Below are 13,247 nucleotides of genomic sequence, written 5' to 3' on the forward strand. Positions count from 1 at the left end.
AAGCCTCCTCCCACATTTGATTTGGGTTGTGCTGAGTCCGTGGGCTATTTCAGGGCAGTACGGAGAAAACGATCGCAGACAGCGCAATCAACCCGATCACCACCACAAACACATTCGACACTTGGCCCGAATACTGGCGCAAAGCTGGCACGCGGCGGATCGCGTACATCGGCATCAGGAACAGCAGGCACGCGATGATCGGCCCGCCCAGGGTTTCGATCATGCCCAGGATGCTTGGGTTAAAGGTGGCCACGGCCCAGCAGGTCAGCACCATGAACAGTGCGGTGCTGCGTTCCAGCCACTTGGCCGACATGGAGCGGTTACGCCCGCGCAGGGATTTGACGATCAAGCCCTGGAAGCCTTCGCTGGCGCCGATGTAGTGGCCGAGGAAGGATTTGGTGATGGCCACCAGTGCAATCAGTGGCGCGGCGTAGGCAATCACGGGCGTCTGAAAGTGGTTGGCCAGGTACGACAGGATGGAAATGTTCTGGGCCTTGGCCGCCGCCAGGTCCGCCGGCGACAGTGCCAGTACGCAGCTGAAGCAGAAGAACATCACCGTCAGCACCATCATGCCGTGGGCGGTGGCGAGGATGCCGCTGCTTTTGCGCTCGGCCTGCGGGCCGTACACGCGTTTCTGGTCGACGGCGAACGCGGAGATAATCGGCGAGTGGTTGAACGAGAACACCATCACCGGGATCGCCAGCCACAGGGTTTTGAAGAAAATTGGCAGCGGCATGCCTTCGCTGGCGGAGGCGAAAAATGCGCCGTTCCAGTTGGGGATCAGGCTCAATGCCAGTAACAGCAGGGCGGCGACGAACGGGTACACCAGCACGCTCATGGCCTTGACGATCACGCCCTGGCCGCAGCGCACGATGGCCATCAGACCGAGGATCAGCACCAGCGACAGAATTGCCCGTGGCGGCGGCGTCATGTGCAACTGGTGCTCCATGAAACTGCCCAGGGTATTGGTCAGCGCCACGCTGTACACCAGCAAAATCGGGAAGATCGCAAAGAAGTACAGCAAGGTGATCAGCTTGCCTGCGCCGACGCCGAAGTGTTCTTCGACCACTTCGGTGATGTCGCCGGATTTGCCTGACAGCACAAAGCGCGTCAGCCCACGGTGGGCGAAGAAGGTCATCGGGAAGGCCAGCAGCGCCAGCACGATCAGCGGCCAGAAACCGCCGACGCCGGCGTTGATCGGCAGGAACAGGGTGCCCGCGCCGATGGCGGTGCCGTAGAGGCCAAGCATCCAGGTGGTGTCGTGTTTGGTCCAGCCGGTGGTTACGGTATTTTCTACTTCAACAGGATTTTCGGCAGCAGGTGTACGTACATCGGTCATCGTTATTGCCTCGTTATTATTTTTGCGCGGGCTCACGTTGGGGCGGTCAGGGAATGCTCCTCAGCACTCCACCCAGCTCACGGCCAGGCCGCCCCGTGAAGTTTCTTTGTATTTGTCATGCATGTCGGCGCCGGTATCGCGCATGGTGCGGATCACGCGGTCGAGGGAGATGAAGTGTTTGCCATCGCCGCGCAGGGCCATTTGCGTGGCGTTGATGGCCTTGACCGCCGCGATGGCGTTGCGCTCGATGCACGGCACTTGCACCAGGCCGCCGACCGGGTCGCAGGTCAGGCCGAGGTTGTGTTCCAGGCCGATTTCGGCGGCATTTTCCAGTTGCTCGGGTGTGGCGCCGAGGATGTCGGCGAGGCCAGCGGCGGCCATGGCACAGGCCGAGCCGACTTCGCCCTGGCAGCCGACTTCGGCGCCGGAGATTGAGGCGTTTTTCTTACACAGGATGCCGACGGCGGCGGCAGCCAGGAAGAAATTGACCACATCATCGTCGGACGCGTCGGCGTTGAACTTCATGTAGTAATGCAAGACCGCCGGGATGATCCCCGCCGCGCCGTTGGTGGGGGCCGTGACCATGCGCCCGCCGGCGGCGTTCTCTTCGTTGACGGCGAGGGCGAACAGGTTGACCCATTCCATGGCCGACAAGGTCGAGGTGATGACGTTGGGTTTGCCGATTTCCAACAGGCTGCGGTGCAGTTTCGCAGCACGGCGTGGCACATCCAGGCCACCAGGCAAGATGCCTTCATCGCGCAGGCCTTGCTCCACGCATTCGCGCATCACCGACCAGATATGCAGCAGGCCGCTGCGGATTTCTTCGTCGCTGCGCCACGCGCGTTCATTGGCCATCATCAGTTCGGAGACGCGCAGGCCGTGCTTGTTGCACAAGGCCAGCAGTTCGACGGCGCTGGAAAAGTCGTAGGGCAACTGCACATCGCTGGTCGGCGCGATGCCTGACGCCGCCTCAGCCGCTTCGATGATGAAACCGCCACCCACCGAGTAGTACGTTTGCTCGCTGAGCAGGCCGCTGTCGCCATAGGCGTGCAGGGACATGGCGTTGGGGTGGTAGGGCAGGCTTTCGTCGAGTAGCAGGAGATCGGTACGCCAGTTGAAGGCAATGTCCTGGGTGCCGGCCAGCAATAAGCGGCCGGACTCGCGCAATTGCTGGATACGTGTGTTGATCGAGGTGGGGTCGACACGGTCCGGCCATTCGCCCATCAGCCCCATCACGCAGGCGCGGTCGGTGGCATGGCCAACGCCAGTGGCGGACAGCGAGCCGTACAGACGCACTTCCACCCGTCGGGTTTCGGTGAGCACTTGCTGGTCGCTGAGGGCTTGGGCGAAGGTCGCCGCTGCCCGCATGGGGCCGACGGTATGGGAGCTGGACGGGCCGATACCGACCTTGAATAGATCAAAAACACTGATAGCCATGCTAAACCCTTACAAGCAATGGAGTAGGAATCGCTGCCATGTTTTGTAGGACGAGCGCAATTGGCGCGATACTGAGGCTCTGGATCGGCACTGACCAACGAATTATCCTAAGACACCCTTTAGCAGGACTAAACCCTATGGCTCGCCCGCTTCATGGTCAGACTTACGTCTGGCTGCACGTGTTTTCCTGTGCTGCACGGCATCTGTCGTTCACCCGTTGTGCCGAAGAACTGCACATCACGCCGGGGGCGGTGAGCCAGCAAATCCGTCAATTGGAGGAGCGTTTGGGCTTTCGGCTGTTCCATCGACGGGCTCGGGGAGTGGAGCTGAGTGCCGAGGGCCAGCGATTGGCGGCGACGGTGGGGGAGGCTTACGGCAGCATTGATGCGGAGTTGCAGCGGCTGGATGCGGGGATGATCAGCGGCACCTTGCGCCTGCGCTCGATTCCGTCGTTCCTGGGCAAGTGGCTGACCCCGCGCTTGCCGCGCTTGCAGCAACGCTTTCCGGACATCCAGCTGCGCATGGTCGCCGAGGACAGCAGCATTGCCCTGCATGAGGGCGACTTCGACCTGGCCATCGACCTGAACGATGGCAGCTACCCCGGCCTGTTATCCACAGCCCTGCTGGATGAGCAGATATTTCCGGTGTGCGCGCCGAGCCTGTTGCGCGGCCGCCCGCCGCTGCACGGCCCGGCCGACCTGGTGCATTTCCCTTTGCTGCACGACATCACCGCCTGGCGTGGGAGTTATGAGTACGCGGAGTGGGAGTTTTACCTGAACGCTATCGGCTACCACCAGGCTGATGTTCGCCGCGGCCATACCTTCAACCGCAACCACCTGACCATCGAAGCCGCGATCGCCGGCATGGGTGTGGCCATTGCACGGCGTACCTTGCTTAACGATGAGCTGGAGCGCGGCACCTTGATCGTGCCGTTCGGCCTGGCCGTGCCCAATCACAAACGTTACGTATTGCTCTACGCGCCGGGCGCGCTGAACCATCCGGGCGTGCGGGCGGTGCATGACTGGCTGGTAGAGGAAGCGGGGATTTTTCGCGGATTGCACCCGTTGGGAGACGGGCAATTATGACGTTTACAGAGCGTAAGAAGATGTAACTAACTCCCCACCCTAACAGCGTTTTTGCTCGTCGTCAGGCTTAATTTGTAATGTAGGATTTATCTTTGCAAAGGGGTTGAATTGTTTCTCTGGCTGCTCAATTGTGTAATCAAGAGGTCATGGTTTCACCACCCCGGTGTCGCAGTTGTGACCTCTCGCGAGCTAGCTGAAATAAGGGAAGAACTATGCAAATCCAAGTCAATAGCGATAACCATATTGAAAGCAGCATCCGACTGGAGGAGTGGGTACGTACTACCATTGAGAGCACGCTCGAACGTTATGAAGAAGACCTGACTCGTGTTGAGGTCTACCTGCGGGATGAGAACGGCGACAAGCCCGGCCCCCACGATTTGAGTTGCCGCCTGGAAGCGCGGCCTAAAGGTCACCAGCCACTGTCGGTGTCCGCCAAGGGCGATACCCTGGAACAGGCGATCGACAGCGCGGCCACCAAACTGGACCACGCGTTGGAACATCTGTTTGGCCGACTGCAAGGCAAGCCACGCGCTGCCGGGAAAAACCAGCCAATCAACAAAGTGAATGAAGACGCACTGGAACAGGAATTCCTGGAAAACGAAAACGCTGTGATCAACGGCTGACCGATTTTTCATCCCCTACAAACGGGCCTGCATTTGCAGGCCCGTTTTCGTTTAGCTGCGTCGGAAAAAATACCGGCTCAGCAATGCCAGTCCGCCAGCCCCCAACCCCGCGAACAGCATCGCCCAACCGGCGCCATTGCGCAGTGCCGCCTGGGCATCGTTAGCTGTCAGTCCTGGCAATTCCAATTTGCCCGCTGCAATGCCCTGACTGATGGTTGGCCATTCCAATGCAGTGCTCGCCGGCATCACCTCTGCCAGTTGATGGCTGATACCCAGCAACACCACCAAGCCCATCAGCGCGATATTGATTGCCAGGGTAATCAGCCTTGCGCTGAGGTCGATACCCGACGCCATGCCTGCGCGGTCGGCCGATACCGAGCCTGTGGTGGTATTGGTGGTAGGCGAGTTGGTCAGCGCCAGGCCCACGCCCGCCATCACGCAACTGGCCAGTATCAGCCCGATACTCGGGTGTTCGGCGATATTGGCGGCGGCCATGGCCAGAAACCCTGCGCCCATCAGGCCCAGGCCCAAAGGGATGATGCGTTCGGCGCCGTAGCGCAGGGCCAGGCGCTCGGCCAGCGGCGGCACCAGCAGGGTCGGCAAGGTGTAGGCGAGCAGGGCTGCGCCGGTGGTCAGCGTGTCGTAACCCAGGCCGGCCTGGAAGTACAAGGGCAGGTAGATCATGAACGGCCAGAAGCTGAAGTTCATGCCAATCGAGCCCATCAATGCACCATTGAAGCGCCGGATGCGAAACACCGCGAAGTCGAACATCGGGTGCGCGCTGCGCCGCTCGATCACGATAAACAACAGCAACGCAGCCAGCGACAAGCCCGCCCAACCCGGCACAAAGCCATTTTCGCTGCCCTGGGTGATGAAGTAGACCAGTGCAAACACCGACAGCGTCAGCGTCAGCATGCCGGCGATATCGAGGCGATGGGCGGCCGGGTCGCAGGATTCTTCCACGCTGACGCGCAGCAGTACCCAGGTGAACAGCGTGAGTGGCACATGCACCAGGAACACCCAGCGCCAATCCGCCACGGCCAGGATCAACGCGCCGATCATCGGCCCGAAGCCCAGGCCCACGCCGGCAATCACACCCCATATGGCAAACGCCCGCGCCCGTGCCGCCGGTTCGCGGAACAGGTGCGACAGGATGGCGAACTGGCAAATCATCATCGCCCCACCGCCAATGCCCTGGACAAACCGCGCCACAATCAGCGTGGCGGCGCTGTCGGCCAACCCGCACGCCAGCGAGGCCAGGGCGAATACCCACAGGCACAGCACCAGCATGCGTCGACGGCCAAAACGGTCGGCCAAGGTGCCGGCCGCCATCAGCACGCTGGTGCAGGCCAGGGTGTAGGCGTTCATGATCCATTGGGCGTCCTGGAAACCGGTGCCCAGTTGCTGTTCGAGCGTAGGCAAGATGATCGGCACGCTGGAAATTTCCAGGCCGAACATCAGTGCCACCAGGCACACGGCGGTGAGGGCCAGGTTGTTTCTGGCATGACTGGGCGTGCTGGCGGCCGATAACGTGGCGGCGGGTGGCATGGGATTCTCCTGTGGATAAACGACGGAATTATTCTCAGGGGAATCCATTTCTTTATTCGTGATAAGTTTTCTTTGGATAAGGGACTCAAGGGCGACAATTACAGCATGGCCACACCACGATTTGATGGCGTTGAACTCTTTTTGCAGATCGTCGAAAGCGGCAACCTGACCGAGGCCGCCGAACGGCTCAATCTCACGCGCTCGGCGGTGGGCAAAGGGTTGGCGCGGCTGGAAGCGCGGCTTGGCACATGCCTGTTGCAACGTTCGACCCGTCGCCAACGGCTCACCGAAGACGGTCAGGCCTACTACGAACATTGCCTGCGCGCACTGGCAGAACTGGAGGCGGCCGAATCGGTGTTGGAAAGCGGCCGCCAACAACCACGCGGACGCTTGAGGGTGAGCTTGCCGCTGGCGTTCGGGCATCACTATGCGGCGCCCGCCCTGTGGGGCTTGATGGCGCGTTATCCAGAACTGGAGATCGAGATCTGCTTCGCCGACCGGCTGGTGGATCTGGCCCAGGAAGGCTTCGACGTGGCCGTGCGAATCGGCCCGCTGCCCGACACCGATCGCCTGAGCGCGCGACGCCTGGGTGAACAGTCCGTGTGCCTGGCGGCTGCACCGGCGTATTTGCAGCGTGTGGGGCCGATTGCATCCATCGACGACCTCGCCGGCCACCGAGGCATCGCCTACCGCAGCAATACCCCACACCGTTCCCGCGTGGTCTCCCCGCTGCTGATGGACGACCTCCAGGCCGTGGCCGACGCCGCTATCGCGGGCGTGGGCCTGGCCTGGTTGCCGAGTTGGCTGGTTGCGCACTATGTGCTGCGCGGACAACTGGAAGCCGTATTGCCCGCCTACCGCGAGCAGCCTTCACCGATCCATGTTATCTGGCCCACGGCAACCCATATGCCGGCCAAGACGCGCTGTGCCATCGACGCCTTGGTGGCCGGCACACCGTCGTGCCTGGCGGGCAGTTGATCAGAACGCGATAGACGTCTGCACATACACCGTACGCGGCTCACCCACGTATTTGCCCTTGTTGTTGTCGTCGAACGAGCGGGTGAAGTACTGGGTGTTGAAGATGTTTTTCACGCCCACCGCCACATTCAGATCCGACAGTTGCGGGCCGAAGTCGTAGCCCGCGCGGCTGCTGAACAGCATGTAGCCGGGGATGCGGCCGTTGGCACCGTTGGCGCTTTCGGCCTGGGTGTTGGCGTTGTCGGCGAACTGGCTGCTCTGGTAGCTGCTGTCCAGGTTGAGCTTCCAGCGGCCTTCGGTGTAGCCCACGCCGAGGGTGCCTTTGTGCTTGGACGAGAAGGGCACGCGGTTGCCTTTATTCGGGCCGTCTTCGCGGATGGTGGCGTCGACGTAGGCGTAGGTGGCGTACACATCGAAGCCGGCCAGCGCCGGGCTCAAGCCGTCGAGGGCATAGTTGACGCTGGTCTCGATGCCCTGGTGGCGGGTTTCACCACGGGCGATTACCGAGTCATTGGTCTGGTTACTTTCATACTGGTTGTCGAAGTTGATCAGGAACGCGCCGATCTCTGCGCGCAAGGTGCCGTCGTCGTAGCGGGTGCCGAGTTCCCAGGTGCGGGCTTTTTCCGGTTTGACTTCACCGCTGGTGACGCGGTTGGGCATCTGGCTGTATTGCACACTGCCGAACGAACCTTCGGTATTGGCGTATAGGTTCCAGCTGTCGGTGAGGTGATAGAGCACGTTCAACGCCGGCAGCGCGGTGTTGTAGTCACCCTTGTATTGGACGTTGGTCAGGTTGTTGCTCTGCTGGGACTCGATCATCTCGTAGCGAATGCCCGGGGTGATCGTCCACTTGCCGATATCAATCCGGTCATCGACGAAAAAAGCATTGGCCTCGGTGCCGCCACGGGTGTCACGGTCGTTGCGGCTGTCGGTGCTGGGGATTTGCTGGTTGTTGGCCGAAATCGGCGTGCGGTAGCGCAGTTCATGCCCGGCTTCGTTGATATAGCGGTAGCCGACGCCGACTTCATGGCTGGTCGGGCCCAGGTCAAAACCCTGGGCGAAGCGGGTTTCCAGGCCGCGTACCCAATATTCGCGTGGCGACAGCGAAAGGAACGTGCCCTGGTCCAGGTAGCCGCTGCGCAGGGTCTTGGTGAAGAAAGTATTCGCGGTGAATTCGCGGCGATCCTGCTCGTAGCGGTAACCGACGTTGAACATCGTACGGCGGCCCCAGAACTTGTCGTAGGGGCGGGTGGACTGGTACGGGTCGGCTTTGTAGTCCGCCACGTTCAAGCCGCCGGGCATGTCGGCCTGGCCTTCGTAGTACTGCGCCATGGCGTTGAAGCTGTTGGCGTCGTCGAGCTGGTATTTGCCCTTGAGGATCAGGTCGTCGATGCGCGTGTCGCTGTTTTCCCGCCAGTCGCCGCCCCGTGTGCCGGAGTACAGGATCGCGCCGCCCAGGCCATTCTCGGCGGTGCCGCCGGCCAGCAGGTTGCCGGTGGTCTTGAAGCCGTCGTGGCTGGAGGACGGGCTGGTTTCCGTCTGCAAGCCGCCTTTGACCGTAGGCGCATCCGGGATCGCGCGGGTCACGAAGTTGACCACGCCGCCGACGTTCTGTGGGCCGTAACGCACCGCGCCGCCGCCGCGCACCACGTCCACCGCGTCCATGTTGCCCATGCTGATCGGCGCGAAGGACAGTTGCGGCTGGCCATACGGCGCGAAGGGCACCGGGATGCCGTCCATCAGCACGGTCGAGCGCGACGCCAGGCGCGGGTTGAGGCCACGAATGCCGAAGTTCAGCGCCATGTCGTGGCTGCCGGTGCCGTTGTTGTCCGGGGCGTTGACGCCGGGGATGCGGTTGAGCACGTCCTTGGCCTGGGTGGCGCCCTGGCGTTCGAATGCTTCGCGGCGGATCACATCACGGGCGCCGGGGTGTTCGAACACATTGGTTTGTGCCGCGTCGCCGAGCCAGTCGCCGACCACGCTGGACGTCGCCAGCTCTACCGTAGCCGGAGCTTTTTCCGGTTGCAGGCTGAAAGCGTTGTCACCTTCAGGGCGGGCTTGCAGGCCGGTGCCTTCCAGCAGTTTTTGCAGGCCTTCGGCGGTGCTGTAATTGCCAGACAGCCCACGACTCTGCATGCCTGCAGTGACTTCGGAGCCGAAGGAAATCAACACGCCGGCTTCGCGACCAAACTGGTTCAGGGCCGCTTCCAGCGACGTCGGGGCAATGTGATAAGGCTTGGCGTCGGCCGCCATCACAGAAGGCAATACCGCGAAACTGAGGCTGGCGCCCAGTAACAAGTGGCGCAGGGTGCGGGCGATTAGGGTCGGCTGCTGGGGCATGAAGAGCGGTCCTGAGAAGGAAGGATCAAGGTGGCTTTCCTTCTCTGTCACGCGAGGGGTGGAAAACGGCTCACAGGTTTGCAAAATAATTTCAGGCGCGCGCCTGGACCGTCACCCAGTAGCGGGTAAAGCGCCGCACTTTGACCGGCAGGCTGACTTCCAGCAGGTCAAGAATGCGCTCGCTGTCGTCCAGCGGGTAGCTGCCGGAGATCAGCAGGTTGGCGACCTGCGGGTCGCAATTGACCTGGCCGCGACGATAGCGGCCCAGTTCGTCGAGGAAGTCCTCCAGGCGCATATGGGCGGCCACCAACATGCCGTCGGCCCACGCGCCGCTGTTGGCGTCGGTGGGGCGCGGGGTATCCCAGCCTTTGCGGGTGAAGTTGACTTGATGCGCGGCCTCGACGCTCAATGGCAGGCCGCTGTAGGTGTTGGGCATCACCTCGACCTGGCCGTCGAGCACCGCCAACTGGGTGTGGTCGTTGAACTGGCGCACGTTCAGTTGCGCCGCCTGGCTGCTGAGCAGGCCCTGGCCGGTAAGGACGCGCAAAGGGGCGTTGCCGGCGCTGCCGCTCAGCATGATCTCGCCTTCGAGCAGGCGGATCAGTCGCTGCTGGCCATCGAAATGCACATCCACCGCGCTGCCGGTGTTGAGCTGCAACTGGCTGCCGTCGGCCAATTGCACCTTGCGTCGCTGGCCCACGGGGCTGCGGTAGTCGGCGGTCAGGGGCGGCAGAATATGTTGCTGGCGCAGGCTCCAGGCGGCGGCCGAGCCCGCGCCGAGGATCAGCAGCAGCTTGAGCGCCTGGCGCCGGCTGGTGGAGGTCGGCGCGTTCAATGCGGCATGGGCCAGGGGCGAGGGCATGCCGCGCAGGCGCTGGTTGACGCGCTGAATATGGTCCCAGGCGCGCTGGTGCTCACTGTGGGCATTCAGCCAGCGCTGCCAGGCGGCTTGCTGGCGAGGATTGAGTGCGCCTTGCTGCATTTCCATCAGCCAGTGCACGGCCTGTTCGGCAACTTGAGTGGAGAAATTCATAGGGCAAAGTAGCAGCGCAGGGCCGCTTTATTCAGGTGGCGTTTGACGGTAGCGATGGAGATGCCCAGTTCAGCGCCAATCTGCGCGTAGGTCAGGCCATCGAGTTGGGCCAGCAGGAAGGCGCGTTTGACTTGGGTGGGCAGGCCGTCGAGCAATTGGTCCAGTTCGACCAGGGTTTGCAGGATGATTGCGTGTTCTTCTTCCGACGGCGCCACGTGTTCGGGCATCTGCGCCAGGGCGTCGAGGTAGGCGCGCTCCAGGTCCTGACGGCGGTAGAAGTTGAACAGCACGCGCTTGGCGATAGTGGTGAGAAACGCGCGCGGCTCGACCAGCGGGGGCGTTTCCCGTGCGGTGAGTACACGGATGAACGTATCTTGCGCCAGGTCGGCAGCACTTTCCGGGCAGCCGAGCTTGCGTCGCAACCAGCCGGTGAGCCAGTGGTGATGGTCGTTGTACAGAACTTCGACGGTGTTGGACGGGCTCAACGCAAACACTCCACAAGCATCGGCATGCTTTAGAGAACAAGAATTGTTCGCATTGTATGGCTCGTAACACCGTTCGGCAATCCGTCAGGGCAGGTGATTCATCCGTTCTGTTTTGCTTATGAGAATATTTATCATTAATATTGCGCGCTGATGAACCTGGCGCCTCCCGCATGAAAAGCAAAACTTCACTTACCGCGCTTTACCGCCTGGCTGTCACGTCCCGCGTGCTGGCCGCCGTGGTCGGCGGCTACCTCATGGCCTCGCTCGCCGCCATCTGCCTGGCATTGTGGATGCCGACGTCCCGCGCCGATGCCGTGATCACCGGGATGATGAGTTCATTTGTGTTCTATCTGCTGGCGGTGCTCTGGTGCTTCGCCTGCCGTACGGCGTGGCGCGCCTGGTTTGGCGTGATGTTGCCGAGCGCGGCATTTGCCGCGCTGGCGGGCTTAGGCTTGTGGATGGCGCGCACATGAAAGAGGGATTCCGCCAGGCCATGGCCTGGTTGCACACCTGGGCGGGCTTGATCTTCGGCTGGCTGCTGTTTGCCATTTTCCTCACGGGCACCCTGTCGTACTTCAAGGATGAGATCACCCACTGGATGCAACCCGAGGTGCAGGCCCATCCGCTGGACAATGCGCGCAGCCTGAGCGTCGCGCAACACTACCTGCAGCAAGTGGCACCGACAGCGGCGCGCTGGTTTATCGCCCTGCCGGACAGTCGCGACCCTGGCCTGTCGGTCATGTGGCAAGACAAGGTCGACCCTGGCCGGCGCGGCAATTTCATGCGCAAAACCCTTGATCCCGTCAGCGGCCAAGCCGTAGAGGCCCGCGAAAGCATGGGCGGGGATTTCTTCTACCGTTTCCACTTCCAGCTGCAAATGCCTCATCCCTGGGGCCGCTGGCTGTCCACCATCGCTGCGATGGTGATGTTCGTGGCGCTGATCACGGGCATCATCACCCACAAGAAAATCTTCAAGGACTTCTTCACCTTCCGCCCCCGCAAAGGCCAGCGCTCCTGGCTCGACGGGCATAACGCGGTGGGTGTGCTGGTGCTGCCGTTTCACCTGATGATCACCTACAGCAGCCTGGTGATCTTTATGAGCATGGTGATGCCGGCGCCGATCATGGCCTCCTATGGCAACGACACCCGTGCGTTCTTCAACGAAATATTCCCCGCGACCAACAACGCGCCGGCGTCGGGCCAGCCGGGCGAACTGGCGCCGCTGCTGCCGATGTACGAGCAAGCGCGGGCGCACTGGGACGGCGGCCACGTGGGGCGCATCGGGGTGAACAACCCCAGTGATGTCAACGCGTCGGTCAATGTGTTCCGCGCAGGTTCCGACAGCGTGGTGCATGAATTCGACAGCATCGTGTCCTTCAACGGACACACCGGCGAACTGTCGCGCGCCAGCGACGGGCAATCGTTGGTCGCGATTGTCGGCGGCAGTTTCTACGGCCTGCACATGGGCCATTTTGCCGGGCCGGTGCTGCGTTGGTTGTACTTTATCTGCGGCCTGGCGGGCACGGCGATGATCGGCACCGGGCTGGTGATCTGGCTCGGCAAGCGCCAACTCAAACATGCCAGGAGCGGTGTGATGCCCTTTGAGCTGCGACTGGTGGAAGTGCTCAATATCGCCAGCATGTCCGGGCTGCTGATCGCCGTTGCGGCGTTCTTCTGGGCCAACCGTCTGCTGCCGGTGAGCTTCGCCGATCGCTCCGATTGGGAAGTGCAGGCGTTCTTCATCGCCTGGGGCCTGAGCCTGATGCACGCCATTGTGCGTCGCGGCCGCCAGGGGTGGATCGAGCAATTGAGCGTCGGTGCGCTGATGTTTGTCGCCGTGCCACTGCTCAACGCAATCACCACCGATCACCATTTGGGCGTGTCCCTGGCCAGTGGCGACTGGGCGATGGCCGGCTTCGACCTGACTTGCCTGGGCAGCGGCGTGTTCCTCGCCTGGGCCGCCTGGAAGATGCAACACCGCACGGCAGCGCAACCCAAGGCTGAACGGGCGCGTGCGCTCAACCTCAAGCAAGAGGCCAACTGAATGCTCCTCGCGCTGCTGATGTGCTACGCCGGGTTTACCGCACTGTGCCTGGCCACCGACCGGCATCACGGCGAACTGCTGCACAGCAAGCCCTCGCCCCGTCGACGCCTGGGGTTGCGTGTGGCCGGATGGTCGCTGCTTGCCGTCGCGCTCTGGCCCGCCGTGAGTGTGGCTGGTTGGGGTGAGGGATTGGTGCAGTGGTGCGCCGTATTGATGCTCAGCGCCCTGTTGCTGGTGCTGTTGTTGCCGTATCGGCCAAGGCTGGCCTTGATTCTGGCGGGCGTCGGCCTGCTGGCCAGCCCCGTTGCGGCCTTCGCCACCCTCTGAGCCCTTGC

General features: G+C 62.2%; 12 protein-coding genes. 6 read left to right on the forward strand and 6 right to left on the reverse strand.

Going from position 1 to position 13,247, the window contains the following annotated elements:
• Positions 1-49: 49 nt before the first annotated feature.
• Positions 50-1,339: a serine/threonine transporter gene (locus AOA60_RS14445; RefSeq protein WP_099584982.1), complete on the reverse strand. Its 1,290-nt coding sequence runs from the start codon at positions 1,337-1,339 to the stop codon at positions 50-52.
• Between the two features lie 60 nt (positions 1,340-1,399).
• Positions 1,400-2,776 carry an L-serine ammonia-lyase gene (locus AOA60_RS14450; RefSeq protein ID WP_099584983.1) on the reverse strand — a complete coding sequence of 459 codons (1,377 nt, stop codon included), beginning with the start codon at positions 2,774-2,776 and terminating at the stop codon, positions 1,400-1,402.
• A gap of 137 nt (positions 2,777-2,913) precedes the next feature.
• On the opposite strand from AOA60_RS14450, the gene AOA60_RS14455 reads away from it, so the two are divergent.
• Both AOA60_RS14455 and AOA60_RS14460 read left to right on the forward strand, forming a co-directional pair.
• Entirely contained in the window at positions 2,914-3,861 is a 948-nt protein-coding gene (locus AOA60_RS14455) for a LysR substrate-binding domain-containing protein (RefSeq protein ID WP_099584984.1), read from the forward strand.
• Positions 3,862-4,073: 212 nt separating this feature from the next.
• The gene (locus AOA60_RS14460; RefSeq protein WP_099584985.1) at positions 4,074-4,484 is read left to right on the forward strand and encodes an HPF/RaiA family ribosome-associated protein; all 411 of its coding nucleotides are present in this window, start codon (positions 4,074-4,076) and stop codon (positions 4,482-4,484) included.
• 51 nt (positions 4,485-4,535) lie between these two features.
• Here AOA60_RS14460 and AOA60_RS14465 read toward each other — a convergent pair whose 3' ends face one another.
• Positions 4,536-6,032, reverse strand: a complete 1,497-nt coding sequence (locus tag AOA60_RS14465; protein ID WP_099584986.1) for an MFS transporter — start codon at positions 6,030-6,032, stop codon at positions 4,536-4,538.
• Positions 6,033-6,137: 105 nt separating this feature from the next.
• Between AOA60_RS14465 and AOA60_RS14470 the strand changes: the two genes are divergently transcribed.
• Positions 6,138-7,010 (forward strand): LysR family transcriptional regulator, encoded by an 873-nt coding sequence (locus tag AOA60_RS14470; protein ID WP_099584987.1) that lies wholly within the window; start codon positions 6,138-6,140, stop codon positions 7,008-7,010.
• On the opposite strand, the gene fecA is transcribed toward AOA60_RS14470, so the two are convergent.
• The 3 genes from fecA to AOA60_RS14485 all read right to left on the reverse strand — a co-directional run bounded on the left by fecA (position 7,011) and on the right by AOA60_RS14485 (position 10,868).
• Complete coding sequence (fecA, locus tag AOA60_RS14475) at positions 7,011-9,350, reverse strand: TonB-dependent Fe(3+) dicitrate receptor FecA (protein ID WP_099584988.1); 2,340 nt, start codon at positions 9,348-9,350, stop codon at positions 7,011-7,013.
• A 91-nt stretch (positions 9,351-9,441) separates the two neighbouring features.
• Entirely contained in the window at positions 9,442-10,383 is a 942-nt protein-coding gene (locus AOA60_RS14480) for a FecR domain-containing protein (protein WP_099584989.1), read from the reverse strand.
• Positions 10,380-10,868, reverse strand: coding sequence for a sigma-70 family RNA polymerase sigma factor (locus AOA60_RS14485; RefSeq protein ID WP_099584990.1), 489 nt, complete (start codon positions 10,866-10,868; stop codon positions 10,380-10,382). Before AOA60_RS14485 ends, AOA60_RS14480 begins: the two co-directional genes overlap by 4 nt.
• 170 nt (positions 10,869-11,038) lie before the next feature.
• Here AOA60_RS14485 and AOA60_RS14490 point away from each other — a divergent pair, with 170 nt between their 5' ends.
• The 3 genes from AOA60_RS14490 to AOA60_RS14500 are packed head-to-tail and all read left to right on the forward strand — an operon-like array spanning position 11,039 to position 13,239.
• Positions 11,039-11,341 carry a DUF3649 domain-containing protein gene (locus tag AOA60_RS14490; RefSeq protein ID WP_099584991.1) on the forward strand — a complete coding sequence of 101 codons (303 nt, stop codon included), beginning with the start codon at positions 11,039-11,041 and terminating at the stop codon, positions 11,339-11,341.
• Positions 11,338-12,912 carry a PepSY domain-containing protein gene (locus AOA60_RS14495; protein WP_099584992.1) on the forward strand — a complete coding sequence of 525 codons (1,575 nt, stop codon included), beginning with the start codon at positions 11,338-11,340 and terminating at the stop codon, positions 12,910-12,912. The genes AOA60_RS14490 and AOA60_RS14495 overlap by 4 nt, the downstream gene beginning before the upstream one ends.
• On the forward strand, positions 12,913-13,239 hold the full coding sequence (locus tag AOA60_RS14500) for a DUF3325 domain-containing protein (RefSeq protein WP_099584993.1): 327 nt from the start codon (positions 12,913-12,915) through the stop codon (positions 13,237-13,239).
• Positions 13,240-13,247: the final 8 nt, after the last annotated feature.

The organism is Pseudomonas sp. 2822-17 (assembly GCF_002742485.1).
In the GTDB taxonomy this organism is placed as follows: domain Bacteria; phylum Pseudomonadota; class Gammaproteobacteria; order Pseudomonadales; family Pseudomonadaceae; genus Aquipseudomonas; species Aquipseudomonas cyclaminis.

Excerpts from the sequence above, each read along its gene's own strand:
- AOA60_RS14495 (WP_099584992.1), top strand. The coding sequence starts at position 11,338 with ATGAAAGAGGGATTCCGCCAGGCCATGGCCTGGTTGCACACCTGGGCG.
- AOA60_RS14465 (WP_099584986.1), bottom strand. The coding sequence starts at position 6,032 with ATGCCACCCGCCGCCACGTTATCGGCCGCCAGCACGCCCAGTCATGCC.
- AOA60_RS14470 (WP_099584987.1), top strand. The coding sequence starts at position 6,138 with ATGGCCACACCACGATTTGATGGCGTTGAACTCTTTTTGCAGATCGTC.
- AOA60_RS14500 (WP_099584993.1), top strand. The coding sequence starts at position 12,913 with ATGCTCCTCGCGCTGCTGATGTGCTACGCCGGGTTTACCGCACTGTGC.
- AOA60_RS14480 (WP_099584989.1), bottom strand. The coding sequence starts at position 10,383 with ATGAATTTCTCCACTCAAGTTGCCGAACAGGCCGTGCACTGGCTGATG.
- fecA (WP_099584988.1), bottom strand. The coding sequence starts at position 9,350 with ATGCCCCAGCAGCCGACCCTAATCGCCCGCACCCTGCGCCACTTGTTA.
- AOA60_RS14455 (WP_099584984.1), top strand. The coding sequence starts at position 2,914 with ATGGCTCGCCCGCTTCATGGTCAGACTTACGTCTGGCTGCACGTGTTT.
- AOA60_RS14490 (WP_099584991.1), top strand. The coding sequence starts at position 11,039 with ATGAAAAGCAAAACTTCACTTACCGCGCTTTACCGCCTGGCTGTCACG.
- AOA60_RS14445 (WP_099584982.1), bottom strand. The coding sequence starts at position 1,339 with ATGACCGATGTACGTACACCTGCTGCCGAAAATCCTGTTGAAGTAGAA.
- AOA60_RS14460 (WP_099584985.1), top strand. The coding sequence starts at position 4,074 with ATGCAAATCCAAGTCAATAGCGATAACCATATTGAAAGCAGCATCCGA.
- AOA60_RS14450 (WP_099584983.1), bottom strand. The coding sequence starts at position 2,776 with ATGGCTATCAGTGTTTTTGATCTATTCAAGGTCGGTATCGGCCCGTCC.